We start from the raw sequence: 24,532 nt of genomic DNA, 5'->3' as shown, positions 1-24,532 counted from the left end.
AAAAAACAAAGCAGCCCGAACGAAAATTCGGGCTGCTTTGTTTCATTTTACTAGATGACCTTTCATCATCTTAAAAACCTTGGTCTCTACAGCATCGAGAAAATCTTCTTCATGCTTTTGCTTAGGATGGGGATGATACCAATGTATTTTATCACCATGGACCATTCCTTTATAATCATGACCTTTTATCCTTAACGAAAAATGAGGGCGTTCATGTACTTGCCCTTTGAATAGATGGTATACTTTAAATTTTTCAAACATAAAGCACCCCCTATATATATTTACTATTTAGTTTTTCCATTTACTTAAAATGATATTCGCATGGCTAAACAAACCATCATCTACCATAACCGCGGGAGCCTAAATTTAATCTACTGGGTCGTAACTATTAATATTTTCTAAGAAAGCTTGGTTCTGTATTAAACCATTCTTGGCTTATTACACGGTGAATTTCCGAAAATAGTTTTTCTATTACTTGTGTGGTATTTGCTAACACCCGAATTGTCAATCCTGGAACCGAAAGTAAAGATAGTCCAAGTTTATAATCATCTGAATTCATATCAATCGCAGAATATAACTGATCAAGCAGGGTACTGTTCGTTTGCTTCCCTACTACAATCATTGAACCTAAATGGGAAAATCCCTCCATAAATCCAAGTCCCTTCATATTTTGCGTAGCAGGATTTAATCTAATATGGTCATAAACGACTAATTCATTATCCACGTAAATTTCATTTAATATCTGGACCGATTGATAGCTAAATCGTTCTCCGTCCGGTGACCAGCCTGGAGTGACAATGTCAGCATAAAGGAAAGTAGCTGTTTTGTCCATTCGAATTACATTTTTTTGTTTGTATTTTGCATTTTGGTAGGCAATCAGCGGATCAGGCAGATACTCAAGGTAACTTCCTGGTTGAAGGGAGATCTCTGCTTCTTGATAGGCAAAATTGTTCGGTGTTTTATACACTTTTGTTGCAGACTGTGTTGTTACCGTCAGCTTAGCCTTTTCCGAAAGTGAGATTTTCATTTGGTAGCGATCCCCATCTAAATACCCGCCGCCCGGGTTTAATAAATAATAACAAGCATGGCCAGAGTCATCATGGTAAATAGGGCGCATAACTTTAAATGCACCCTGAAAATATACCTTCTTTGCGACCGTTTTTCCTTTTCTATCTTCCACTTCTAAGTTTAATGCTCCCGTCCAATCCCCCATTTTAGGCCAATCCTTTTAGTAGTGCATTTTGCTTTAACCAATCGATGACATCATCAAGACCTGTATTGTCTTTTAAATTCGTAAATGCAAATGGTTTATCTCCACGGAAAGTTTTTGTATCTGACTCCATCACCTCAAGACTTGCTCCCACATGCGGTGCTAAATCCGTTTTATTAATGACAAATAAATCGGATTTAATCATTCCCTGTCCGCCTTTTCGCGGAATTTTTTCTCCCTGTGCAACATCAATGATGTAAATAGAAAAATCAACTAATTCCGGGCTGAATGTTGCTGCCAGATTATCTCCGCCGCTTTCTACAAAAATAAGTTCTAAATCAGGGTGTTTTTCTTTTAATTCATCGATCGCTGAAAAATTCATTGAAGCGTCTTCACGAATGGCAGTATGCGGACATCCTCCTGTTTCTACACCTATTATCCGATCCGCAGGGAGTACGCCATTTTGGATTAAAAATTTTGCATCCTCTTTTGTATAAATATCGTTTGTGACCACTGCCATACTTATTTCATCATTAAAATGACGAGTTAATTTTTCCACTAGCATTGTTTTTCCTGCGCCAACAGGGCCTCCAACGCCAATTTTAATTGGTTCCATAAAAACACACTTCCCTTCCTCATTTATGACATAAAAATACGAATATTAATTCGCTCATGCATCATTTGTGCCATCTCTAAACCAGGTGAAACAATCCCAAAATCTTCTTCATCTAACTGCCCAATTTTTGATGTGGCCGTGGCTAAATCACCTTGAATCTGGTGAATAATTTTTTGTCCAGCTGTCTGCCCTAACGGGATTGCACGGACAGCATTTTGGACAAGACTGGAAACAACAGAATACAGGTAAAATAAAGTAGTCTCGGCTTTAGAAACATTTATGTATTGCGCAATCATCGTAAACACAATTGCTGGATGACCAAAAGATTGCTTAGTCCCAATCCTATTTCTGTAAGTTGAGAGTATCGGGGCATCATATAATGACTCGACAAGATTTAACATCCGCTCTCCCATTCTTTGCGTGCCTTCCCTCGTTTCACGGGGTAAATTTTGTACTGTCAATAAGCGGTCCAACCTCCACACTTTCTGAAGATCATCCTCCTCCAACGCTTGATAAACAAGGTGACAAGCCAGCCCATCTGAATAGATGAGCTGCTCATTCAAATACACCTGAAGCCACTCAGAGAATGTTTCTTGGTTGTGTACCTTATTTTCTTGTATATAACTTTCAAGACCGTAAGAATGACTAAAGGACCCGGTTGGAAAGTTAGAATCACAAAGCTGAAATAATGAAAGGATATTATGCTTCATGACTATGTCCAATATGACGGAAAGCCTGTTTCACTTTTCTCTCTTCCCGCTTATAAGGGATTTGCAATTCCTTTAAAAGCTCTTCCACAAGGTAATCGTATTGAACCATCATCTCGTCATCTGCAAATTGGGCAGGCAGGTGTCGATTTCCTAACTGATGAGCAATCGTGCCCATTTCTGTTAAACTGCGTGGACTTATCACTAATAAATCATCAGCAACCACGTCAATCACAATCATATTACGTTCATCCATATACAATACATCACCCGCGACCAGGTCACGCGGATCTTTCAATCGGATGCCGATTTCCCGGCCGTGGTCTGTTTTAACCCGTTGAATCCGTTTCACTAGATGAGCGCTTTCAAGGTACACCTTTTCAATATGACGATTGATAATCTCTTCCTTTTCCATGCGTTCAATATTTGTTTCAATTCTTTCAATTAACAATTTCTTCACCTCAAAACAGGAAATATCGTTGGGCCATTGGCACTTTATCTACTGGATCACATGTAATCAATTCACCGTTTACTCGTACCTCGTACGTTTGGGGATCCACAGATAGTTCAGGTGTTTCGGAGTTTAGCTTCATATCTTTCTTTGTTAATTTCCGAATGCTATGAACTGGTAGAATAATTTTTTCTAATCCAAGTTGTTCATGTACTTTTCCTTCATACGCGGCTTGAGAAATGAACGTTATCGAACTTTTTGGTAATGCTTTTCCATAGGAGCCATACATCGGGCGGCTTATTATCGGCTGCGGCGTTGGAATCGATGCATTTGCATCCCCCATCATCCCATATACAATGAAACCACTCTTTAGAACAAGTTCTGGTTTCACACCAAAAAACGCCGGTGACCACACCACAAGATCCGCGATTTTTCCTACCTCTATAGATCCGACATGATCAGCGATTCCATGGGTAATTGCAGGATTTATCGTATATTTCGCAATATATCGCTTTGCCCGATTATTATCGGAAAGCTTATTATCCCCTGTTAAAGAGCCTCTTTGTTTTTTCATTTTGTCTGCTACCTGCCATGTCCGAATGACCACCTCGCCAATACGCCCCATCGCCTGTGCATCTGAACTGGTCATGCTGAAAATCCCCATGTCCTGAAGGATATCTTCAGCAGCAATCGTTTCTTTTCTAATCCGTGAATCGGCAAAGGCTATATCTTCAGGTACCGATGGATTTAAGTGATGGCAAACCATTAGCATATCTAAATGTTCATCGACGGTGTTAACGGTATAGGGCATTGTTGGATTGGTTGATGACGGCAGGACATTCATAAAGCTGGCTGCCTTGATTAAGTCCGGAGCATGTCCGCCGCCTGCACCTTCCGTATGATACAAGTGAATAACCCGGTCCTTAATTGCTGCAATCGTGTTTTCAACAAATCCTGCCTCATTCAAGGTGTCCGCATGGAGGGCCACTTGCACATCATATTTGTCTGCCACCTTCAATGAATGGTCAATAGCTGAAGGTGTTGCGCCCCAGTCTTCATGAACTTTTAGTCCGATTGCGCCTGCTTGTATTTGTTCTGCTAACGGTTCTTCCGTTGCTGCTTGTCCTTTACCCGTTAATCCAACGTTAATTGGAAGCCCTTCTATTGCTTCAAGCATACGGTGTATATTCCATTCTCCAGGAGTGACAGTAGTGGCCCTTGAGCCTGCCGTTGCTCCTGTACCCCCACCAATTAACGTTGTCATCCCCGCCGTGAGTGCAACATCCACTTGTGCTGGATTAATAAAATGCACATGTGTGTCAATTCCGCCTGCGGTCACAATCATACCCTCACCGGCAATAATTTCTGTGGAGGCACCGATGATGATATCGACTCCATCCATCACTAGAGGATTTCCGCTTTTACCGATTCCGGCAATTTTCCCGTCACGAATCGCGATATCTGCTTTATAGATTCCCGTGTAATCTAAAATAACCGCATTTGTAATGACCACATCAGGAATTCCATCTCCTCGAGTTACAAGCGGATGCTGCCCCATCCCATCACGAATCACTTTTCCGCCGCCAAAAACAACCTCGTCGCCGTATGTAGTATGATCCTTCTCAATTTGAATAAATAAATCCGTATCTGCAAGCCGAATGGAATCACCAGTAGTTGGTCCGTACATTTGGGAATATTGTTTTCTTGTCATTTTAAAGCTCATTTTCCACACTCGCTTTCAACAGAACCATCGGTTTTATTATTAAAACCGTAAACTTTCCTTTCCCCGGCGAAACAGACCAATTCTATTTCTTTTTCATCACCAGGTTCGAAGCGAACCGCAGCTCCAGCGGGGACATTCAATCGTTTACCGAAGGCTTCATCCCGATTGAATTGCAAGGCTTCATTCACCTCAAAAAAATGAAAATGAGAACCTATTTGGACAGGACGGTCTCCCGTATTAGTTACTCTTAGCCTAGATTTATCTCTTCCCTCATTACAAATAATCGGTTCCTCTTTTAAAAACAATTGACCAGGTTCCATTTCAATTTCCATTATTTATGCCTCCTGCTGAATTTATCGAATTGGATCATGGACGGTCACTAGTTTTGTTCCATCCGGAAATGTTGCCTCTACTTGAATATCGTCAATGATATCTGCAATACCTTCCATTACATCTTCTCGCCTCAAAATGGTAGCACCATATTCCATCAATTCGGCTACGGTTCTTCCATCCCTTGCGCCCTCTAACACTTCATTAGTGATAAGTGCTACTGCCTCGGGATAATTTAATTTCAAGCCTCTTTCTCTTCTCCTTTTCGCAACATCGGCTGCGACAACAATCATAAGCTTGTCAATCTCTCGGGGTACTAATTGCATTTAAAAGCCTCCTTTGGGAATTTAGTCCAATTATTTACCCATCCTTCAATAAAAATCTCCATATTGTGTTGTTTTTAAACAGGGGGGAAAATTTATTAATTAAATAAAATAAAAAAAGGCTGATTTAAATCGGCCTTTTCATTGTATTTCGGTCTTTTAAGGGCGAATCCTTACACCCATTTAAACTATCATTCGAAACGGAATAACGGTGACATATCTTCCCTTATATGGTGTATATAGAAATAATCATTACTTGCTTTATCATAAACATAATCCTTTTTCCAATCGTCAATGTTTATAATAATTTCTTTGATTGCCCTTACAAACAACAGGACTTCCTCATTTGTCATAATCGGATGGAGGGAGAATCGAACCCAACCCGGTTTATCTGACATATCACCATGATCAATTTTATCAGTAATTTGCTTCGAAGCTTCCTTATTAAGATGAAATAAATGATGCCCGTAAGTACCTGCACAAGAACAACCGCCCCTTACTTGAATGCCAAACCGATCATTTAGCAAGCGAACGATTAAATTATAATGAATGTCTTCGATTGAAAACGAAATAATCCCTAAGCAGTCCCTTAAATGACCATCCAATAGACGGAACTCAGGGATTTGTTCTAATTGGGGCAGTAAAAGGGCTAACTGTTCATTTTCTCTATTTAAAATATTTTCAACACCCATTCGGTCTTTCAAATTCAAGCAAAGTGCGGTCCGAATCGCTTGCAGTATCCCAGGTGTTCCTCCATCCTCACGCAGCTCAATATCCGAGTAATATTGGTGTTCACCCCACGGATTCGTCCAGGTAACTGTTCCACCGCCGGGATGATCAGGAACCTTATTGGTATACAACCTTCTATCAAAAACTAAGACACCACTTGAACCCGGTCCCCCCAAAAACTTGTGTGGCGAGAAGAATACTGCATCCAGTTTTTCCAACGGGTCCTTCGGATGCATGTCAATCGCTGTATACGGGGCAGATGCAGCAAAATCAACAAAACAAAGACCTCCATGTTGATGCATAATTTTTGCTAATTGATGATAAGGGGTCTTAATCCCTGTTACATTCGAGCAGGCTGTAAACGAACCAATTTTCAACCGGCGATTCTTATAACGGTCTAGGAGCTGTTCCAGTTGATTGATATCCACTGGTCCATTCGCATCAGGTCCTACTAGAACCACGTCCCCTAGCGTCTCAAGCCAGGATGTATGGTTCGAATGATGTTCCATATGCGTTAAGAAAATAACGGGTCTTTCATTTTCAGAAAGCTGTAGCTGCAGACGCTTTTTCCACTTTTCATGTACCCTGATTCCCAAAATCCGCTGAAATTTATTTATTACAGATGTCACCCCAAAGCCATCGAGGATGACAGCATCATGCTTACCCGCATTTACATGGTCCTTAATAATATTCTTCGATTGCTTATAAATCCCTGTCATCATCAAGCTGGTTACATTTGATTCTGTATGTGTATTTGCCATAAAAGGTCCAAAAACCTCAGAAATTTTTTTCTCGATTGGCCGGTAAAGACGCCCGCTTGCTATCCAGTCCGCATAAATAATTTTCTTTTTTCCATATGGTGACTCAAATTCTTGATCCATACCAATCACCTGCGAACGGAAAGTTTTAAAATATTCCTCAAGGTTATTCGGAATTCGATAGGTTTTGCTTCCAATAGTAGCGGTAATCATTTGTTTCACACCTCACAAATCATTCCTGCTAATCAATATATGCAGGACACTTTTCCAGTGGTTCGCTCTATTCGATACAGAAAAACAAAAAGGAGGCATTCTTCAATAAGAATTGCCTCACTTCTTTAAAATATTTATTATTACCTTAACCGAAGTCCTAATAAGTGGTAATTTTAGCAGACTCCTTCCTGCTTACTTCATCAATTTTTTGGATAAACATTTGAAATACACGGCGTTTTTCCTCTAGGTCTTTTATGTATTCTTTCAACTGGTTGTAATTTTCTTCAAAAGGTTTATGGTACATCTCACGAATTTTTTCGATGATTTCCTCATTTACCGTCGATTGAATCACTTGCTTCGTGATCCCATATTTATAGGAATACACCTTTAATTCCTGCGCAACTTCATCATATTCCTTTGCAATTTCAGTAAGGACTAAGGAAATATCATCCTTCCACTCATCCAGTGATTTTTGCAAATAGGATTTTACCATTGTTTCTTCCATTTAAACACCCACCCTAATCGAGGATATAGTACGTTTCCACTATTATAACGGTGTTTGTTTACACGGAAGTTTCGTTCAGATTACATTGGTTTATCAATATCTTTTTTTCATAATGCTATCAATGTTTATTTCCTTCCACTATTTTTACAAAGTCTGCAAGTGATGTTGAATATTTAATATACGTTCTTGGTAATAAGTAAAGCTCATTTTTTGTACCTATTTCAGAAAAAGGACCCGGTATTGTTGTAAGTCCAAATTGGTAATGCTTTTTCGTTTCAGATACAACCTGATTATTAAAGCTGCCATAAGGGTAAGAGAGTGCAATAACCGCTTTTCCGGTTATTTTTTCAATCTTTTCTTTGGATTTTTTAAGTTCATAATCAAGATTATCCACTTTTGTTAAATCCGGATGTGTGGCCGTATGTGATTGGACAGAAATGACCCCTGATTCGGCCAGTCTTCTTAAATCAGTTTTTGATAGGCGATTAGAACGGCCGATAAAGTCAGAAATGATAAAAAAGGTGCCTGTTGGAGAAAAATGGTCCGTTTTTAGCTTTTGAAAAATACTGAAGACTGTTAGATTATTTTTGTAGCCATCATCGAAGGTTAGAAAAATCGGTTTGTTAACTCTCTTCCTTTCTTGCCAGCGTTCAAAGGTTAATAATGTAAAACCATGGTCCCGTAAATAAGTCATTTGTTTTTCAAAATTTTCAGGAGTTACATAGAGCTCTTTAGAGCCATGGCCATTATATTCGTCAATCGAGTGATAAATCAAAATTGGAACTGGGTCGGCAGCTGATACTTTTTCAGGAAGGCTTAAGAAGTGAAAACAAAAGAATAGAAGTAATAACCTTTTCATCGCGTGCCTCACTTTATGTTATTAATATATTTTTCATCTTATTCTTCCTGAAAAAGATATCAACTATAACTATTTTCTAAAAAACTTCATTTATATGACGGGATTTGTCGCTCCGATTTTTCGCCCTGTGGTAGTTTCTTATTCTTCGGCTTCCGCCATTCAACAAATAAGAGGTTCATGACAATGCCCAGGTAAACGGCAATGGGAAATGCAAGGGAACTGTCTAAGAATAATGAAAAGGGAATGGCGAAAATTCGAAACGTAACGAAAACCCAGGTAATTGCATAACTACGAAGAATCCACTCTTTATGGGCGGTAATTTTTCGCTGTGTCGCCCTAAGTACTCCGATTGACATAGTCCAGAGCCAAAGGACATTTAGAACAAGAAAAGCAATGGTTGTTCCTATCCCGCCGGTTGCTGAAAGTGAAAGGTATGGCACCATTAGAATATTGATGAAAATTGCCACAGCATAAATTTTCCCCAGCATTTTATGAAGCTTCGGATTTCTTTGGCTTTTCTTCGTCAATTGAAACGGACCGATTGCAAGCGAAATAGTTCCTAAAAGAATATGCGGGTAGAAAAACCATTTCCACGTTGTCAGCGAGAAATTAGGATTCTTCATTTTTCCTTTTACCATTGGTGCCCACTCAACACCATTCAGGATAAACATAACAAATATATAGATGGTAAAAAAACCAATAATAAAATACATCGCCCCAACGGTGAACTTTCTTTTTTTATCATTTTTCATTATCTCAAACTCCCAACTATATTTTTTTCATAACATTTATATGGTGCTTTCCTGAATGGAAAACGGACCATTCCTACAAATTGATAACCAGCCCGTTCGTACATCTTTAGTGCTCCAGGGTTTAAACTAAATACATCAAGACGAATACTGGTGTATCCATTCGTTTCGGCATAATTTTCAGCAAATTGGAGCAGCTGTTTTCCGTATCCCTTCCCCTGAAACTGAGGGAGTACTCCCAAGCGATGAATGATTAACGGCTTGCCGTTACAATCGTCCCATTTAAGATTCCGGTAATATTTGCTTTCATTTGTATCAAGGACAACTGCACCTGCTACTTTACTGCCAATCATAATTCCAAATAGATTCCCTTTGGTTATATCTGCCTTTATGATATATCTATTGGGATAAAACCGATCCCATTGCTTCACCCCTTTTTTTCTTAAATCAGAGGTAATCTCAGCATATAATTGCTTTACTGGCTTTAATCCCTCAAGTCCAAGGGCATTGATTTCCATGTATTCCACCTCTTATTTTTCGCATACCGACTGTCGGTTTGTTGGAAGTATATTTAACCCCTAATCAGGGGAAATACTCATGATAATGTATTCATAATCATTTTAAAGATATCGCCCGGGTCTATCTTATCTTCTTCCTCCGTGGTTAGTGTTTGTGTGACCCGTAGCCCATATGAAAATGTCATCATTAGTGCTGACATTTTTTCAGCATCAATATTCGCCGGAATAACCCCATTTGCCTGCCCCATTTTAATCCATTGGCTTCCTGTTTCTTTACTGTATTTGAAAATATCATAAAGGATTTTTTTGACTTTTTCATTATCCTGACTTAACAAATATATAAAGATTAAATTGCCAATATCTTTGGTATTTTGCCGCGAGTGAAAAAATTGGCTGACAACGCCGAAACGTCCTTGATTAGGGCTTTCGTCTTTAATAGAACGAGTAATTGTTAAATGAAACTTTTCATTCATTTCTTCTATTTTTGATTTAAGAATTAGCCCAAATAATTCGTCCTTACTATCCACATAATGATAAATGGCCCCTTTTGACAATCCTGATCTTTCAATAATGTCTTTTAAGGTTGTATTTCGACAGCCCTTTTCAAGTATGATTTCTTCTGTTATCGATAGAATGTGTTGGAAGCTTGGATTATTGTAAATAGTTGTATTAGTCATTATGGTTACCTTCCTTACTTAATCTGCATTGTTGTATTAGTGGATTTTGATTAAATGATCTAGCCGTACTTTTGCATATCTGCGATACACCATGGTAAATAAAATGGCGGCGCCAATTACACCGTAAAAAATAAGTTGTGAAATCGCTAAAAAGGCCGTAATCGAAAGTTCATAGACAAGAATGATTTTAACGATTGCTTCTCCCAATAAAGCGATTCCCCAGATAGCTGTCATAATCCTTAACACATTGCGGAAATAGGGAATCTCCCAATTCTTCGCGAATTGCCCTTTCTTTTCGGACTCACCAGCAACGCTAAATTTGATGGCGAAGTGGTAAATCAATGGCTTAGAAAAGAACAACGATGCGATAAAGATCATTCCTAATAATCCAGTGACCATCGATTCCCTTAATAAAATCAATCTTTCGTTTCCTCCCAGCACAAAGGCAAATAAACTTAAGATAAACCCGGTTAGCATAAACAGGCCAAAAGCATCTGCTTTTTTATATTTTACAACATGATATAGGTTATCCCCTAATGGAATCAGTGTGGCGATTAGCAATGAGACAAAACTTGAGAAGTAGTTCGTAAGCAAATTATAAACAACTACAGGAATCGCACCGTTTATAACAAGACTTAAAACAATCATTTGAATCAATTTCTTTTTTGACGAAACCTTCACTTCTCCTACACCCCTTTTTACTTTCGTTAGCTTACAATTTTATCTTACAAACCGTCAGTCGGTTTGTCAATTATTTTTTACTTTTTTTTCCTGAAGTTAAAATTGCTCATTTTGCAAGAATATGTTGTTATTTCGTGATTTCAGTCTTGTTTTGATAGCTTTTGTCATTAGGCAGGAAAATGGGATACCAGTTGGTGAATAACTATCACAAAGATCATTATTTCCTAGATTCAATAGAGAGGAATGTATTTTAATGAAGACCTATACCTTAAAAGAAGTATCTAGAAAAATAAATATTGCACCGGGGACGTTACGTCAATGGGAAAAAGACTTTGATGAAACGTTTGAAATTCCCCGATCTAAACAAGGTGCAAGAATCTATTCAGATTTGTTGATTGACCAACTGGTAGAAATAAAACAAATGACCACCAAGAAGTTAAGTAAAGATCAGATACGAAAATTAATGAAAAATGGACAAAAGGCTGGGGGTGAAAATAGTACAAAAACAGCGGAAGTGTCACTAGAAATCATTGCTGAAAAGGTTTCTCCAATCACTGTTGATGAAACTGCACCAAATAATGCTGACCTATTTTTTGAGGCAATGGAAACGTACAAGAAAAATTTCTTAAATGAGGTTAAGGATGAAATTCGTAATGTTGTTCGTAAAGAGGTAGTAGACGAGCTGAAAAAAGAAATATCAAAAGGCACCTTAATTACGGTGAAATCACTGTCTGATTCCATTTACAAATCAACTGCCAACACCAAAGCTGATATCGGAGAGTTATCCGAAACACTTGAAAAATCTTTGGAGTTGACCGCTGACTCTTTACACTACCTTAGTAACAGCATTGCAAATGTCTCACTTGAGAATTCCGAAGAGATTCATACCCTTTCTAGGAAGCTGTCTGAAGCCTCTGAAGAGTTAACTCATTATGCCGATACCACAAATAACGAAATTTCTAGTCTAACTGAGGCTATTTCAACCGACCGTGAATTCTTTGTTGAAGAGTTTAATCAATATCGGCTTGAAATTACACAAAGGGAACGAGCTTTCCAGCAAATGTTAGTAAGCTTTAGAGATGTCGCTGCGGCCAAAGAGAGGAAATGGTGGAAATTCTGGTCTTTAAGGGGGAACTCACATGAATACAAGTGAAGTGGCGAAATTATTAGGGGTGTCTGCGAGCACCATCCAACGCTGGGTTAAACTGATGGAGCTGCCAATGGAAAAAAATGACCGGGGACATTATCATTTTAATAACGAAGATATTGAGCTATTAAAAACTATTCATGAACAACTTCAAAATGGAATATTACTTCAGGATATTACCCCAGTGATTGAAAAAAAACGAGTTAGAAAAGGGTCGGTTAAAACAGGCGAAAAGGAAACAGCCATTGAGAGTTTGGTTACGAAGGTCAGCGAATTAGAAATATCGCTAAATTCCAAGGCCGATTCCGTTGCATCCTATCAAATCCTCCAGCATCGCCGAGAAATAGATGATTTACAAAATCATGTAACCCAATTAGCGCTGGAGCTTGAACGGCTTCAAATTCAAATAAAGGAAATGAACATACCCCCACAATTAGACAAACCATTTATATTAAATGATAGCAAAGTAAAAAGAAAAAAGAAAAATATCGTTGGTTCTCTATTTGGCTTTTGATTCAAAATTAACCGAGCAAAAAAACATGTCCAAACGGATTTCCTCGTTCGGACATGTTTTTTTCTGTCATTTTCATGCTTCTTTTAATCTCTCTTTCACTTCCAACAACTCCCCGGCATATGTTATTTCCTTGATAGTAACAGGAATTTCGCCTGTTGGAATCTTCAGTGATAGCTGTTCACCAAGATTTTTTAGCAGCAGCTGTCTGCCGACGGGTGATAAAAAGGAAATATGCCCTTGATCGGGTTCAGACTGTTCTGGAAAACAGATTGTATAATCTTCCGTCTCATTGTCATCGTCGTAAAGGACAGTTACTTTTGTTCCGATAAAAACTTTAGGAATTGATGAGATGAAAGTACTATTACGATTTTGCTTTAGTAAATCATCAACCTCTAAGACGTACAAACTAAAGAAATGCTTCATTCTCTCTTGGACAGGGGTTGAAGAAAAATAAAGAGTGGTTAATTCCTGAATATTCTCCTCAATAAATACAACCTGCTGGCTGAAAAAGTCTTTGGTGGGTTTACTATGGTTCATAATAAATCGCCTCCAAGCTAGGGTCAAATTTCCTGCAGAACTTCATAAAGTTTTTCATAATAAATTCCTCCTTAATAAAAAAATGAACCTTCCATTTGTATAGAAAATCCTTGGTTCCCCCTAATAAATAGAGTAAAACCGTAGTATCCCTATACGAAAATGAAAAGTTATCCTACCCTTTTAGGAAAGGAAAATCTTAGTATTATATTACCATATCTAGTCAGAAAAGTCGCCAATATGCTAAACACCAAGAAAAGACTCCAGCTTCTTGCTCAGTCGCTGGAGTCCTTTAATTTCCTAATTTATAGTAACCTCTTTTTAGCGCGAAATAACAAAACCACAAGGATTGAAGAAAGAAAAACATCCCCCAGAACGGTGCCGGAAAAATACCTGTTAACTGGGCAAGGTTAGCAGCATCCCCCGCTCCGTACGGCTGAATAACGCTTAAATATAAGATTTCATAGGCACTTTGAATTGAATCCACTAATAGAATTGAAGCAATAAGAAGTAACAAATGATCTCGTACAGCCTGGCTCCCTTTGATTAGTAAGAAGAGGAAGGCAACAGCGAATGAGCATAGCCAAAAGATCCCATATGGGTTTCGAACCCAAAAAATAAGGTTTAGAAAAATAAAAACTAGCAAAATATCAATTAAAAGAGTTTGCTTTTTCTTTCCTATCAGTAAGAAAGATAGGAACGCCATAAACGAGGCAAAGGTATAGCCGGCAAGACTCGTAAAGAAGCTGCCAATCCAGGTAGACTGATTACTATAGGTTGCCCCTTCTGAATTCATAAATAAAGAAATCTTTTCCACATTACCGCCAACCAAGGCGATCAAAGCATGACCTGATTCATGAATAAGAGTATTAATGACCTTTGCATAATTTCCAAGAAGCGGTACGTGAATCAACAAAAAAGCTATCACGAGAAATAGGAAAAACTTCGTACTTAATTTTTCGCGAACAAAGCTCAAAATAGATTCCCCTCTTTAATAAATTTCTTCATACCTCATTTTAACATTTTTTGTTGAATCAATCGCAAATTAACACTCAGAGACTTAGAAAATTCTAATTTTATTTTCTTTACACTATCCGTTTATTTTTTTATCTAATGTACTGGAAAGCCAGATAATTTTGAAAGAAGGGTAGATCAAAATTGAAATGGATTCGACAAACCAACAACTTATATGTTATCATCGGGTTGTTGCATTAGTGAACGTACATTTTTATTTTAGGAGGAATGAAATTTGATAGAGTTTAAGAATATTGTAAAGAAGTATCGAACCAAAAGCATCATTAATCCTTTTTCATTGGAAATTGATGCTGGGCAGTTGGTCGTTTTTATTGGACCGAGTGGCTGCGGAAAAACCACCTTACTCAAAATGATCAATAAATTAATCCAACCAACTTCCGGAAAAATTTTTGTGAATGGGACGGATATCTCCACAATGAATCCCATTGAACTACGCAGGAATATCGGATATGTTATTCAAAACACCGGACTTTTTCCACATATGTCGATTAAAGAAAACTTAGAGTTAATTCCAAAGCTTAAGGGCGAAGATCCAGCTTCTATTGAGAAGAAGACAATCGAATTACTTGAGATGGTCGGATTAGACAAGGAATACTTGGACCGATTTCCAAAGGAGTTAAGTGGCGGACAGCAGCAGCGGATTGGGGTAGCTCGAGCCTTTTCTACTAACTCCGATATCATCTTGATGGATGAACCGTTCAGTGCTCTGGACCCTGTCACAAGAAGCTCACTGCAGGATGAGTTGTTCCAAATGCAGAAGGAATTAAACAAGACCATCATCTTTGTCACCCATGATATGGACGAAGCTATTAAAATAGCAGATAAGATCTGTATTCTCAAAGACGGCGATATCCTCCAGTACGACACTCCTGAAAATATTCTCAAAAATCCAGCTAATGACTTTGTTGAAGGCTTCATTGGGAAAAGAAGGGTTTGGAACAACCCTGAATTATTGATGGCCGAGGATATCATGATTCATCAGCCTGTAAAAATTACCGCGAAGCGCACCGTACTGCAGGCCATTGAGATCATGAAGGAACATAAGGTAGACAGTTTAATGGTGACAGACAAACATAATGTCCTTAAGGGTCTTGTAACCTTAAAAGGTATTCAATTGCTCAATCGAACTACCTCAATTGAAATGATCATGGAGCAAAATGTGCTTTCCGTTTCACAGGATGCTAATTTAATTTCCGTTTTAGCAACCATGAATGAGCATAAAATAGGTTATCTTCCTGTTGTCAACAGTGGTAAACAGTTAACAGGACTGATCACAAGAAGCAGCATTTTATCAGCATTAAGCAGTCAATTAATTGACTTGGAGGTGGCATTTTAATGAGTGATTTTTGGAATTATCTAACTGGTAACTATCAGCAAATACTTAGTTTACTAGGAGAGCATCTTTATTTAAGTATTATATCAGTAGCTATTGCCATTATCATTGGTATTCCACTAGGGATTTTAATTTCAAATGAAAAGAAGCTTTCAAAACCGATTATCGGAACGACAAACGTTATTCAAGCCGTCCCGAGCTTGGCCTTACTCGGATTTCTGATTCCCTTTGTTGGAATTGGCAGTACGCCGGCGATTGTGATGGTTGTCCTTTATTCGCTCCTTCCAATCGTAAAGAATACGTATACGGGCTTAACAAACATTGACGGAGACATTCTTGAAGCCGCCAAAGGCATCGGTCTGACTAAGAGTCAAACAATGAGAAAGGTTCAGCTTCCGCTCGCCTTCCCGATGATTATGGCGGGTATCAGAATTTCAGCGGTTACAGCTGTTGGTTTGATGACAATTGCTGCATTCGTTGGAGCAGGCGGCCTAGGGTACCTCGTATTCTCAGGTGTACAGACCGTCGATAATCATATGATTTTGGCCGGAGCGATTCCTGCCTGTATTTTAGCACTCTTGATTGACTTTGCCGTTGGGAAACTTGAATCCTCCCTTTCTTATACGAACAAGAAAAAATCTGTAGCTAAATCAAGTAAAAAGGCAAAAAAATGGATAATTGGCGCAGCCTCTATTTTGTTAATTGCTGCCGGTTCACTTAAAGTTTATTTAATCGCCAATGCTGAAGACAAAATCGTCATTGGGTCAAAGAATTTCAGTGAGTCCATAATTTTAGGGAATATGCTTGCCGATCTAATCGAAAACAAGACGGATATTCAAGTAGAACGGAAGTTAAATCTTGGCGGGACCCAGGTTGCTTTCAGTGCGATTAAAAATGGGGATATTGATTTATATGTAGAATATACGGGGACAGGTTTGGTAAATATATTAAATCAGCCTCCAGAAAGTAATCCGGACAAAGTCTATGATATTGTTCAACAAGAATTCAAGCAAAAATATGGAATTGACTTATTAAAACCGCTTGGGTTTAATAACACCTATGCCTTAGCTATACGGCAAGACACAGCAGAAGAGTATAATATAAAGTCGATATCGGATCTTGCCAACGTAAGCAATGAATTAGTCTTCGGTCCAACCATTGAGTTTCCAAACCGTGTAGATGGATTACCTGGACTTGCAAAAACGTATAATATCGATTTCAAAGATGTCAAAGCCGTTGATGGCGGATTGCGCTATACCGCACTTGATAACCATAAAACTGATGTAATCGATGCCTTTTCTACCGATGGATTACTCGAGGCATTTCAATTGAAGGTGTTAAAGGATGATAAAAACTTTTTCCCACCGTATTATGCCGTGCCAATAATTAAACAAGAAACATTAAAAGTACATCCGGAGTTAAAAAAGGCAATAAACACTTTATCCGGCAGGCTTAACGATGAAAAAATGCGAGAACTTAACTATAAGGTCGACAGCCTCAAACAGTCTCCTGCAAAAGTGGCAAAAGAGTTTTTAGAAAAAGAGGGATTATTAACTAAATAACTACTAGAAAAAGCCGGTTATCCGGCTTTTTCTTATTCCTCCAAAAAGTGAACAACTCTGTCATACGCTTTTTCATCTCCAATGACAAGGAGGACATCCCCTTCTAGGATTAGTGCATACGGTCCAGGGGAGATAATCATTTCGCCCTTTCGCTTCATCCCGATTACGGTGCCGCCGGTATTTTGCCAAAATTTCACTTCCGAAATAGTTTTGCCGATATGAATGCTTCCCGGATATACCTCCACTTCAATTGGCGCCAATGGATTCGTATGCCGAAGTTTCCCAGAATAATCCATGATTTTCCGCAAAGTTTCGAAAACCTTTTCATCCAAACTTTCTCTTTCTACTATAAGAGAATTCATTTGCTTTTCAAGATCTTTGATGCTGGCCAGGTTAGAAAAACGAGATATATATTTAAAGGCATTCTCCCGGGAAGAGATGACGATGCCGCTCCCTTTTGTAGAATGAACAATTTCCACGTCCTCTAAAATCTTAATTGCTCTCCTTACTGTCTCTGGAGATACCTTATATTCACTCGCCAACGTAGACCTGCCGTGAATTTTTTCCCCTACTTTAAATTTCCCGTCATAAATGCGATTGGCCAAATCAATCGCAATTCGTTCATAAGTTGGGATTTGTGCCCTTTGCATAGCAGACCATCACCACCATTTATTCAATAACATTACAATTTCACTATACCGTTTTATGAACACGTTTGCGAGTAAAAAAATCTTAAGCTTCCATTGACACCTATTGTCTTTATTTTACGAACATTGGACATAATTGTAAGGAGTCTTTTTAATTGAGGTGTGAAATGAAACGGAAATTAATCATCAGTTTAAGTGTGGGATTCATCATCTTTATGGCTGCATTATGTATTTATTACCTAGTGAAAGGTGATTCATCAAGGTGGCTGGTTGCCCTCGGCGGTATTTTTGCTGGCGCGCTCCCACTTCTACTATTACGGTTGAAAAATAACCCCTTCAACATTCCAATTATTGTCAGTTATTTTATCTTTTTATTTTGTTCATTATTTTTAGGCTCGATTAAAAGCTTTTATCTTCATCTCAATTGGTGGGACTCCACCCTTCATTTTTTTAAGGGGATATTTATTAGCTGCATTGGAATAACATTATATAAACGATGGATTCCAAAATATGTCCGCAATGATGTATCCCATTGGTTACTATTTCTTTTCGTCCTCTCACTTTCCGTTTTGGCCAGTGTAATCTGGGAGATTTATGAATTTATCGGCGATTTAACCATTGCCCACACGATGCAAAGAGGCGGCAATAAGGATACAATGTATGACCTGATCTGTGGTTTAGCCGGCGGTCTCATTGTGGCATTGTATGCTCTCGTTCGAAAACACAAGGTTTAGTTAGAGGTGATTAAATGAATCGTAAGCTCATTCCCATTAATGAAAAAAGGCAGTCTAAACGCAAATTTAGAACTGCTTTTTTCATTCACGATTACACCGTTACGGCTGCAAAGAACTCTTTATACAATGCTTGAACAGCTCTTTTTTCGTCGACTTCCTTTACGCCAAACATCATGCTGACTTCAGACGAGCCTTGATTAATCATTTCAATATTAATGTTCGCCCTTGCCAAGGCTTTGGACGCCCTTGCCATCGTGCCGACATTATGGCGCATGCCTTCACCAACAACCATAATAAGGGCAAGGCTATGCTCGAATTTCACTTCATCTGCATGTAATTCTGCGATTATCCGCTTGGTTATTTCCCCCTCCATTTCGACCTCAAACTGGTTTTCCCTTAAAATGATCGAGATGTCATCAATTCCCGAAGGGGTGTGTTCATAGGATAAGCCAAACTCTTCTAAAATGCTTAAGAGTTTTCGGCCAAATCCAATCTCTCTGTTCATTAAGTACTTACTTACATAAATACTGCAAAACCCTTGATCGCTGGCGATCCCAATGACAGGACCATTTGTATTGCCGCTCTCATTAACAATCCTCGTTCCTGGTGCGCCAGGATTGTTCGTGTTCTTGATTTGAACGGGAATTCCTGCTCGAAAGGCCGGCACCAGGGCTTCGTCATGAAGAACGGTAAACCCGGCATATGAAAGCTCACGCATTTCCCGGTACGTTAATTCCTTGATTTCCTTAGGATTTTTGACAATATATGGATTGACCGAATAAACGGCATCCACATCTGTAAAATTTTCATATAAATCTGCTTTTAGGCCATTTGCAAGGATGGAGCCCGTAATATCCGAGCCGCTCCGTGAAAAAGTGAATACTTCCCCTTCTTTGCTAAACCCGAAAAATCCAGGAAAGATTAACAGCCCGCTTCTGTCGCGCAAGGAATACAACCGCTCATACGATTCCGGTAAAACTTGAGCGTTTCCCGGCTCAGCACTAACGAGTAGGCCAGCCTCCCAAGGGTTAACATAAGAGGCCTCTACCCCCTGCTCTTGGAAGAACGCAGCCACTAATTTAGCATGATTGTCCTCACCACTTGCCTTAACCCTATCGATAAACCGTTCAGGTTTACTTCTATCCCCAGTTAGTCTTGCTTCTAAATCAGCTTGAATTTCACTAATAATTTCAGAAGGAAGCTGTAGTTCCTCAGCAATCGTCGAATACCTTTTGATGACGGCTGCAACTATTTCCTCTGAATCCTGTTTCAGCAGACATCGCTCAGCACATTCAATTAATAAGTCCGTTACCTTTTGATCCTCGGCAAACCGTTTCCCTGGAGCTGATACGACGACAACTTTACGCTCGGGATCAGAAATAACAATCTGGAAAACCTTCTCAATTTGGTTTCCGGAAGCTAAAGAGGATCCTCCAAACTTTACTACCTTCATGAATACATCTCCTAATCCCAAAAATATAATCTTAATTTTATCTAAATTCAGAAAAAATTCAAGCATTTTACCACGGGATTTTGGAGAAATTAACGGATTATTTCAATAAAATGAGCAAGGATTCTCGCGGTCATCCCCCAGATTGTTCTACCCTCATATACATAAAAATACTCCTCTATCCCTCTTGTCCGCCAATTATAGTTTTCACCGCCGACAATTAAATCAAAAGGAAAATTCTCCTCGGGCACTACCTTAAATTCAATATGGTAGATTTTTGGCTCATTCATGATAAAAAAAGATAAAGGAACCGTAAAAATTTCACCAACCTCTGCAGGATTGGGTTGAATACAATCTGATTGACTAATAAATCCTGTATACGGATAAACCAACATACCAAAAGGAGAAACCATAAAATCAAGCGGATAAACTTCCGTGATATTTTCCCCGCTAATTCCTAATTCCTCCTCTGTTTCACGAATAGCGGCTTCTTTTTCATCTATGTCTTCTAAATCGACTTTTCCCCCGGGAAAACAAATTTCGCCGGGCTGCCTTCTGAGCTCCAGCGAACGAACTTCAAATAGCACATGAATCCCATCCTCTTTTTCGATAAGAGGCAGCATTACAGCATATTTTGCGAACTTCTCGCTCCCTAATATCACAGGGTTATGTCTTTTTAATTTTGTTACAACTGTTTCCAGCTCCATGATTTCACCTCTATTCATTCTCGAGTGTTATTACTATCTACAATAACATGTTTATCCTGATATTGAAAAAAAACAACCCAACTTCAACAAAGTTGGATTGTCGCTGGAAAATCTTATTCCTTCTTTTCATACCATGAATACATATAAGCTGGATCTTCGAAGACCTGAGCTGTTTTTACAATTTTTAGAGGATGAAAGGTATCGATCATCACAGCCAATTCTAGTGTTTGCTTTTTGCCGATACTTGCTTCTGTTTTCCCTGGATGTGGTCCATGAGGAATTCCGCCTGGATGAAGCGTGATTGACCCCTCCTGAACTCCTTTACGGCTCATAAAATTGCCTTCCACATAATAAAGGAGCTCGTCACTATTAACGTTACTGTGGTAGTATGGTGCAGGAATTGCCTCAGGATGGTAATCATACAATCTAGGCACAAAGGAACAAACAACAAAATTATTTCCTTCAAAGGTTTGATGAACAGGCGGCGGCTGATGAACCCTTCCTGTAATCGGTTCAAAATCTTCAATATTAAAGGCCCAGGGATATAGGTAGCCATCCCAGCCGACTACATCAAAGGGATGATGTCCCAGCATATGGGAGGAAATCATACCTCGCGATTTCGTTAAAACCTCATATTCACTTTTCTCGGCAAAAGTCATCAATGTTTCCGGTCCGCGAATATCTCGTTCGCAAAACGGGCTCTGCTCTAATAACTGACCATATTCATTACGATAGCGCCTTGGTGTCGTAATTTGACTATACGCTTCAACAATGAGCATTTTCGTCATTTCATTCGCATCAGGGATTATTCGATAAATCGTTCCAATCGGTATGATGAGATAATCACCATGAGTATAGGAAATCGTCCCGAACATCGTTTCTAGTTTTCCCGATCCGTAATGGATAAAGAGCATTTCATCGCCATCACCGTTGCGATAAAAGCTTTCCATTGGCTCAGTAACATTTGCAGTTCCAATCAGCAAGTCTTGATTTCCTAATATATATTCTCTGGCGTTTAAGGCATCACCTTTTTGGGTTGTCTTGTTGGTCAAAAAGTGACGGTGATTAAGCCCTATTTGTGCTTCGTATTCCGGCAAGTAATGACCAACCAATTCAGATTTCACCACTTCAGTGGGCATATAGTGGTGATATAAAATCGATTGGGTGCCAGAAAAACCTCGTGTTCCCATAACCTGCTCTCGATACAGACTGCCATCCTCTTTTTTAAACATCGTATGTCGTTTATGCGGGACTTTTCCCATTTTATGGTAATACATTATTTCACCTCTATTCCTTCGATAATCGAATTCTGTAAAATACCTAGACAATCAATTTGTAACTCTACTATATCCCCAGATGCAAGAGGGCGGTGCACTTCTTGGCCAAGTTCAAGGATGCATCCTGTTCCTACTGTTCCAGAACCTATCATCTCTCCTGGATAAAGGGTAACGCCGGCAGAGGCACGCTCAATCATCTCCCCAAAGGAATAAAAAAGCTCCTTCATATTTCCTGCCGACAGTAATTGTCCGTTTACCCGCGCTTTCATGGAAAGATCAAAGCCCTTTCCCGTTTTCAATGGTTCCAGCTCATCTTTCGTGACAATCCATGGACCAATCGAGGTGGCAAAATCCTTTCCCTTTGCTGGGCCAAGTCCGATCTTCATTTCCTTCCGCTGCAGATCTCTCGCACTCCAATCGTTCAAAATACAATAACCAAAAATATACTCATCAGCATCTGCCGCCCGGATATTTCTTCCCTCTTTGCCGATGATGCATGCGATTTCGAGTTCATAATCAAGCCAGTCACAGCCAAATGGCTTGATGATTTCTTCCCCTGGCCCCTTAATTGCGAGGTGATTTGAGAAATAAAAGACTGGAATTTCATACCATTCAGGAATCATCTCAAGACCGCGGTTTTCTCTTGCCGTTTTCACATGCTCCTCAAAGGCGTAAAAATCACGAAAGCTTCTGGGTAAAGGAAGAGGAGCAAGTAAGCGGATTTTATTTAATGGGTAAACCCCGGGCTGTTTGTTTGTTGGGGACAACAATGCCGCTTTTTTTAAATTTTCCTCGCAGTTATCGAGAAAATCTACTAGATTATCAGGTAACTCCCCATCAGACATTTCATACATATCGACTGCATGCTCTTGGTCCAAGAGAAACCCGGCCCTAATCTTCCCATCGTTTTTTTCAAAAGTTACAAATTTCATTAGTTCACCTTTTTTCCTTTTAATAAAGGCTATGTTAAAAGTGAATGTTGATTTCCGTTCCAGGCGCGAGCGGTTCGCGGGGCGGGCGGTGAGCCTCCTCGGCGCTAAAGCGCCTGCGGGGTCTCACCTGTCCCGCTGCTCCCGCAGGAGTCTCGCTGTATCCACGTCCAATCAACATTGTGCTCAAAATCAACAATGTTCTTTAACACAGCCTTAAAAAAAGGGAGAAATTTTTCTCCCTTTTTCGCTCCGTTTGGTAATTTTCCCCTTTAAATATAGCTTTTCTATGTTTTCGATATTTTACAGGTTCCCGCGTTTTTCCTGCTCACGCTCAATCGATTCGAATAATGCCTTAAAGTTTCCTTCACCGAAACCGCGCGCCCCTTTTCGTTGAATGATTTCAATGAAAACAGTAGGACGGTCGACAATCGGCTTAGTGAAAATCTGCAATAAATAACCTTCATCATCACGGTCAACTAAAATATTTAATTCACGAAGCTTTTCAATATCTTCATCAATTTTGCCAATCCGCTCACCTAATGATTCGTAATAAGCACTAGGTGTTTTAAGGAATTCAACACCGTTCTTCTTCAAAGTGGCAACTGTTGAGACAATATCTTCGGTTAATATGGCCAGATGCTGGACTCCTGGACCATTGTAGAATTCCAGATATTCCTGGATTTGCGATTTCCGTTTCCCCTCAGCCGGTTCATTGATAGGGAACTTGATGCGCCCGCCATTATGCATGACCTTTGACATCAAGGCCGAGTATTCCGTGGTAATATCCTTGTCAGAGAAATGCTTCATTTCTTTAAAGCCCATTACCTTCGAATAATATTCAACCCATTCTTCCATCCGCTCCACATTACCCACCACATGGTCTATCCCAATTAACCCGGCATCCTCATTTGGCAAATAGATAGAGTATGGCTCAAATCCTGGTAGAAACGCCCCTTGATAACTTTTGCGTTCGATTAACGTATGGATTGTGTCACCATATGTACCGAGAACAGCTTTTTTAACGACTCCCTTGTCATCCTTCATTTCAAATGGGGCTGCATGGGCGATGGCTCCTCTATTTACGGCCTCTTCGAATGCTTTATCAACATCCTCGACCAACAGGGCTACATCCCTTACGCCGTCCCCGTGCTTCTTGACAAATTGAGCTACCCGGCTTTCTTCAGAATAAGAGCCTGTAATCACAAGACGAATATTTCGCTGCTTGAGGACATAGGAGACCGTTTCACGATTCCCTGTTTCTAGTCCGGAATAAGCAACCGGCGTAAACCCAAAGGCCGTGCAAAAATAGTGACAAGATTGCTTAGCATTCCCCGTGTAAATCTCAATATAATCGACATCCCTAACTGGAAAAAAGTCATCGACAAGCTGATCTGCCCTTACTCTTTGTTCTTTCATCTAGAAACCTCCATTTATAATAATATTAATATTCTGAATTAATCTTAAATGAAGGCTTTTGTTCTCTCAAGAGCAGGAAGTAAAGCAATAACGCTTTTAGGCAGTAAAGAAATACTCTATCATCATAATAATTATTTCAGCTAAAACAAAAAGAAACATACCTAGGACTAGGTTGTTTCTACTATTGGACTAGGG

At 39.3% G+C, this 24,532-nt stretch carries 28 protein-coding genes; 5 read left to right on the top strand and 23 right to left on the bottom strand.

Features of this window, described 5'->3' with window-relative positions; genetic code table 11:
* Positions 1-42: 42 nt before the first annotated feature.
* The 15 genes from ACFVSW_RS24225 to ACFVSW_RS24155 all read right to left on the bottom strand — a co-directional run bounded on the left by ACFVSW_RS24225 (position 43) and on the right by ACFVSW_RS24155 (position 11,049).
* Positions 43-261 (bottom strand): hypothetical protein, encoded by a 219-nt coding sequence (locus ACFVSW_RS24225; protein WP_387319185.1) that lies wholly within the window; start codon positions 259-261, stop codon positions 43-45.
* A 127-nt stretch (positions 262-388) separates the two neighbouring features.
* Positions 389-1,213, bottom strand: a complete 825-nt coding sequence (locus tag ACFVSW_RS24220; protein WP_387319184.1) for an urease accessory protein UreD — start codon at positions 1,211-1,213, stop codon at positions 389-391.
* A gap of 1 nt (position 1,214) precedes the next feature.
* Positions 1,215-1,826: an urease accessory protein UreG gene (gene ureG, locus ACFVSW_RS24215; RefSeq protein ID WP_387319183.1), complete on the bottom strand. Its 612-nt coding sequence runs from the start codon at positions 1,824-1,826 to the stop codon at positions 1,215-1,217.
* Between the two features lie 23 nt (positions 1,827-1,849).
* Positions 1,850-2,536: an urease accessory protein UreF gene (locus ACFVSW_RS24210; RefSeq protein ID WP_387319182.1), complete on the bottom strand. Its 687-nt coding sequence runs from the start codon at positions 2,534-2,536 to the stop codon at positions 1,850-1,852.
* Positions 2,526-2,984 carry an urease accessory protein UreE gene (gene ureE / locus ACFVSW_RS24205; protein ID WP_387319181.1) on the bottom strand — a complete coding sequence of 153 codons (459 nt, stop codon included), beginning with the start codon at positions 2,982-2,984 and terminating at the stop codon, positions 2,526-2,528. Before ureE ends, ACFVSW_RS24210 begins: the two co-directional genes overlap by 11 nt.
* 10 nt (positions 2,985-2,994) lie before the next feature.
* Positions 2,995-4,707, bottom strand: a complete 1,713-nt coding sequence (gene ureC, locus ACFVSW_RS24200; RefSeq protein WP_387319180.1) for an urease subunit alpha — start codon at positions 4,705-4,707, stop codon at positions 2,995-2,997.
* Complete coding sequence (locus ACFVSW_RS24195; RefSeq protein WP_387319200.1) at positions 4,704-5,027, bottom strand: urease subunit beta; 324 nt, start codon at positions 5,025-5,027, stop codon at positions 4,704-4,706. The genes ureC and ACFVSW_RS24195 overlap by 4 nt, the downstream gene beginning before the upstream one ends.
* A gap of 33 nt (positions 5,028-5,060) precedes the next feature.
* Positions 5,061-5,363 carry an urease subunit gamma gene (locus ACFVSW_RS24190; protein WP_024028927.1) on the bottom strand — a complete coding sequence of 101 codons (303 nt, stop codon included), beginning with the start codon at positions 5,361-5,363 and terminating at the stop codon, positions 5,061-5,063.
* 188 nt (positions 5,364-5,551) lie between these two features.
* Positions 5,552-7,060 carry an aminotransferase class V-fold PLP-dependent enzyme gene (locus ACFVSW_RS24185; protein ID WP_387319179.1) on the bottom strand — a complete coding sequence of 503 codons (1,509 nt, stop codon included), beginning with the start codon at positions 7,058-7,060 and terminating at the stop codon, positions 5,552-5,554.
* Positions 7,061-7,217: 157 nt separating this feature from the next.
* Entirely contained in the window at positions 7,218-7,565 is a 348-nt protein-coding gene (locus ACFVSW_RS24180) for a hypothetical protein (protein ID WP_387319178.1), read from the bottom strand.
* Between the two features lie 118 nt (positions 7,566-7,683).
* The gene (locus ACFVSW_RS24175; protein WP_387319177.1) at positions 7,684-8,424 is read right to left on the bottom strand and encodes a polysaccharide deacetylase family protein; all 741 of its coding nucleotides are present in this window, start codon (positions 8,422-8,424) and stop codon (positions 7,684-7,686) included.
* A gap of 86 nt (positions 8,425-8,510) precedes the next feature.
* A complete protein-coding gene (locus tag ACFVSW_RS24170; RefSeq protein ID WP_387319176.1) occupies positions 8,511-9,176 on the bottom strand; it encodes a DUF2306 domain-containing protein in 666 nt (221 codons plus the stop codon).
* Positions 9,176-9,691, bottom strand: a complete 516-nt coding sequence (locus ACFVSW_RS24165; RefSeq protein WP_387319174.1) for a GNAT family N-acetyltransferase — start codon at positions 9,689-9,691, stop codon at positions 9,176-9,178. Before ACFVSW_RS24165 ends, ACFVSW_RS24170 begins: the two co-directional genes overlap by 1 nt.
* 77 nt (positions 9,692-9,768) lie before the next feature.
* Positions 9,769-10,368: a TetR/AcrR family transcriptional regulator gene (locus ACFVSW_RS24160; RefSeq protein WP_387319173.1), complete on the bottom strand. Its 600-nt coding sequence runs from the start codon at positions 10,366-10,368 to the stop codon at positions 9,769-9,771.
* Between the two features lie 36 nt (positions 10,369-10,404).
* Complete coding sequence (locus tag ACFVSW_RS24155) at positions 10,405-11,049, bottom strand: VC0807 family protein (RefSeq protein ID WP_387319172.1); 645 nt, start codon at positions 11,047-11,049, stop codon at positions 10,405-10,407.
* A gap of 253 nt (positions 11,050-11,302) precedes the next feature.
* Between ACFVSW_RS24155 and ACFVSW_RS24150 the strand changes: the two genes are divergently transcribed.
* Both ACFVSW_RS24150 and ACFVSW_RS24145 read left to right on the top strand, forming a co-directional pair.
* Positions 11,303-12,202 (top strand): MerR family transcriptional regulator, encoded by a 900-nt coding sequence (locus ACFVSW_RS24150; RefSeq protein ID WP_387319171.1) that lies wholly within the window; start codon positions 11,303-11,305, stop codon positions 12,200-12,202.
* Complete coding sequence (locus ACFVSW_RS24145; RefSeq protein WP_387319170.1) at positions 12,189-12,710, top strand: MerR family transcriptional regulator; 522 nt, start codon at positions 12,189-12,191, stop codon at positions 12,708-12,710. The genes ACFVSW_RS24150 and ACFVSW_RS24145 overlap by 14 nt, the downstream gene beginning before the upstream one ends.
* 72 nt (positions 12,711-12,782) lie before the next feature.
* Here ACFVSW_RS24145 and ACFVSW_RS24140 read toward each other — a convergent pair whose 3' ends face one another.
* A complete protein-coding gene (locus ACFVSW_RS24140) occupies positions 12,783-13,247 on the bottom strand; it encodes a GreA/GreB family elongation factor (RefSeq protein WP_387319169.1) in 465 nt (154 codons plus the stop codon).
* Between the two features lie 289 nt (positions 13,248-13,536).
* On the bottom strand, positions 13,537-14,220 hold the full coding sequence (locus ACFVSW_RS24135) for a M50 family metallopeptidase (protein WP_387319168.1): 684 nt from the start codon (positions 14,218-14,220) through the stop codon (positions 13,537-13,539).
* A 273-nt stretch (positions 14,221-14,493) separates the two neighbouring features.
* Here ACFVSW_RS24135 and ACFVSW_RS24130 point away from each other — a divergent pair, with 273 nt between their 5' ends.
* Both ACFVSW_RS24130 and ACFVSW_RS24125 read left to right on the top strand, forming a co-directional pair.
* Positions 14,494-15,615, top strand: coding sequence for an ABC transporter ATP-binding protein (locus tag ACFVSW_RS24130; RefSeq protein ID WP_387319167.1), 1,122 nt, complete (start codon positions 14,494-14,496; stop codon positions 15,613-15,615).
* A complete protein-coding gene (locus tag ACFVSW_RS24125) occupies positions 15,615-17,174 on the top strand; it encodes an ABC transporter permease/substrate-binding protein (RefSeq protein ID WP_387319166.1) in 1,560 nt (519 codons plus the stop codon). The genes ACFVSW_RS24130 and ACFVSW_RS24125 overlap by 1 nt, the downstream gene beginning before the upstream one ends.
* 32 nt (positions 17,175-17,206) lie before the next feature.
* On the opposite strand, the gene ACFVSW_RS24120 is transcribed toward ACFVSW_RS24125, so the two are convergent.
* On the bottom strand, positions 17,207-17,824 hold the full coding sequence (locus tag ACFVSW_RS24120; protein ID WP_387319165.1) for a GntR family transcriptional regulator: 618 nt from the start codon (positions 17,822-17,824) through the stop codon (positions 17,207-17,209).
* A gap of 164 nt (positions 17,825-17,988) precedes the next feature.
* Between ACFVSW_RS24120 and ACFVSW_RS24115 the strand changes: the two genes are divergently transcribed.
* Positions 17,989-18,555: a DUF2238 domain-containing protein gene (locus tag ACFVSW_RS24115; protein ID WP_387319164.1), complete on the top strand. Its 567-nt coding sequence runs from the start codon at positions 17,989-17,991 to the stop codon at positions 18,553-18,555.
* Positions 18,556-18,646: 91 nt separating this feature from the next.
* Here ACFVSW_RS24115 and ACFVSW_RS24110 read toward each other — a convergent pair whose 3' ends face one another.
* The 5 genes from ACFVSW_RS24110 to hppD all read right to left on the bottom strand — a co-directional run bounded on the left by ACFVSW_RS24110 (position 18,647) and on the right by hppD (position 24,337).
* A complete protein-coding gene (locus ACFVSW_RS24110) occupies positions 18,647-20,008 on the bottom strand; it encodes an aspartate kinase (protein WP_387319163.1) in 1,362 nt (453 codons plus the stop codon).
* Between the two features lie 89 nt (positions 20,009-20,097).
* Positions 20,098-20,712, bottom strand: a complete 615-nt coding sequence (locus ACFVSW_RS24105; protein WP_387319162.1) for an NUDIX hydrolase — start codon at positions 20,710-20,712, stop codon at positions 20,098-20,100.
* Positions 20,713-20,825: 113 nt separating this feature from the next.
* Positions 20,826-21,989, bottom strand: coding sequence for a homogentisate 1,2-dioxygenase (locus tag ACFVSW_RS24100; protein WP_387319161.1), 1,164 nt, complete (start codon positions 21,987-21,989; stop codon positions 20,826-20,828).
* Complete coding sequence (locus ACFVSW_RS24095) at positions 21,989-22,921, bottom strand: fumarylacetoacetate hydrolase family protein (protein ID WP_387319160.1); 933 nt, start codon at positions 22,919-22,921, stop codon at positions 21,989-21,991. The genes ACFVSW_RS24100 and ACFVSW_RS24095 overlap by 1 nt, the downstream gene beginning before the upstream one ends.
* A 300-nt stretch (positions 22,922-23,221) precedes the next feature.
* Positions 23,222-24,337, bottom strand: a complete 1,116-nt coding sequence (gene hppD, locus ACFVSW_RS24090; RefSeq protein WP_387319159.1) for a 4-hydroxyphenylpyruvate dioxygenase — start codon at positions 24,335-24,337, stop codon at positions 23,222-23,224.
* Positions 24,338-24,532 lie beyond the last annotated feature (195 nt).

The organism is Neobacillus sp. NPDC058068 (genome assembly GCF_042885335.1).
Lineage (GTDB): Bacteria > Bacillota > Bacilli > Bacillales > Cytobacillaceae > Neobacillus.
This window is presented reverse-complemented; position numbering and strand designations above follow the sequence as displayed.

Bases quoted from the DNA above. Each gene is read 5' to 3' on its own strand.
- ACFVSW_RS24225 (WP_387319185.1), bottom strand. From the start codon at position 261: ATGTTTGAAAAATTTAAAGTATACCATCTATTCAAAGGGCAAGTACAT.
- ACFVSW_RS24220 (WP_387319184.1), bottom strand. From the start codon at position 1,213: ATGGGGGATTGGACGGGAGCATTAAACTTAGAAGTGGAAGATAGAAAA.
- ureG (WP_387319183.1), bottom strand. From the start codon at position 1,826: ATGGAACCAATTAAAATTGGCGTTGGAGGCCCTGTTGGCGCAGGAAAA.
- ACFVSW_RS24210 (WP_387319182.1), bottom strand. From the start codon at position 2,536: ATGAAGCATAATATCCTTTCATTATTTCAGCTTTGTGATTCTAACTTT.
- ureC (WP_387319180.1), bottom strand. From the start codon at position 4,707: ATGAGCTTTAAAATGACAAGAAAACAATATTCCCAAATGTACGGACCA.
- ACFVSW_RS24195 (WP_387319200.1), bottom strand. From the start codon at position 5,027: ATGGAACCTGGTCAATTGTTTTTAAAAGAGGAACCGATTATTTGTAAT.
- ACFVSW_RS24190 (WP_024028927.1), bottom strand. From the start codon at position 5,363: ATGCAATTAGTACCCCGAGAGATTGACAAGCTTATGATTGTTGTCGCA.
- ACFVSW_RS24185 (WP_387319179.1), bottom strand. From the start codon at position 7,060: ATGATTACCGCTACTATTGGAAGCAAAACCTATCGAATTCCGAATAAC.
- ACFVSW_RS24180 (WP_387319178.1), bottom strand. From the start codon at position 7,565: ATGGAAGAAACAATGGTAAAATCCTATTTGCAAAAATCACTGGATGAG.
- ACFVSW_RS24175 (WP_387319177.1), bottom strand. From the start codon at position 8,424: ATGAAAAGGTTATTACTTCTATTCTTTTGTTTTCACTTCTTAAGCCTT.
- ACFVSW_RS24170 (WP_387319176.1), bottom strand. From the start codon at position 9,176: ATGAAAAATGATAAAAAAAGAAAGTTCACCGTTGGGGCGATGTATTTT.
- ACFVSW_RS24165 (WP_387319174.1), bottom strand. From the start codon at position 9,691: ATGGAAATCAATGCCCTTGGACTTGAGGGATTAAAGCCAGTAAAGCAA.
- ACFVSW_RS24160 (WP_387319173.1), bottom strand. From the start codon at position 10,368: ATGACTAATACAACTATTTACAATAATCCAAGCTTCCAACACATTCTA.
- ACFVSW_RS24150 (WP_387319171.1), top strand. From the start codon at position 11,303: ATGAAGACCTATACCTTAAAAGAAGTATCTAGAAAAATAAATATTGCA.
- ACFVSW_RS24145 (WP_387319170.1), top strand. From the start codon at position 12,189: ATGAATACAAGTGAAGTGGCGAAATTATTAGGGGTGTCTGCGAGCACC.
- ACFVSW_RS24140 (WP_387319169.1), bottom strand. From the start codon at position 13,247: ATGAACCATAGTAAACCCACCAAAGACTTTTTCAGCCAGCAGGTTGTA.
- ACFVSW_RS24125 (WP_387319166.1), top strand. From the start codon at position 15,615: ATGAGTGATTTTTGGAATTATCTAACTGGTAACTATCAGCAAATACTT.
- ACFVSW_RS24120 (WP_387319165.1), bottom strand. From the start codon at position 17,824: ATGCAAAGGGCACAAATCCCAACTTATGAACGAATTGCGATTGATTTG.
- ACFVSW_RS24115 (WP_387319164.1), top strand. From the start codon at position 17,989: ATGAAACGGAAATTAATCATCAGTTTAAGTGTGGGATTCATCATCTTT.
- ACFVSW_RS24110 (WP_387319163.1), bottom strand. From the start codon at position 20,008: ATGAAGGTAGTAAAGTTTGGAGGATCCTCTTTAGCTTCCGGAAACCAA.
- ACFVSW_RS24105 (WP_387319162.1), bottom strand. From the start codon at position 20,712: ATGGAGCTGGAAACAGTTGTAACAAAATTAAAAAGACATAACCCTGTG.
- ACFVSW_RS24100 (WP_387319161.1), bottom strand. From the start codon at position 21,989: ATGTATTACCATAAAATGGGAAAAGTCCCGCATAAACGACATACGATG.
- ACFVSW_RS24095 (WP_387319160.1), bottom strand. From the start codon at position 22,921: ATGAAATTTGTAACTTTTGAAAAAAACGATGGGAAGATTAGGGCCGGG.
- hppD (WP_387319159.1), bottom strand. From the start codon at position 24,337: ATGAAAGAACAAAGAGTAAGGGCAGATCAGCTTGTCGATGACTTTTTT.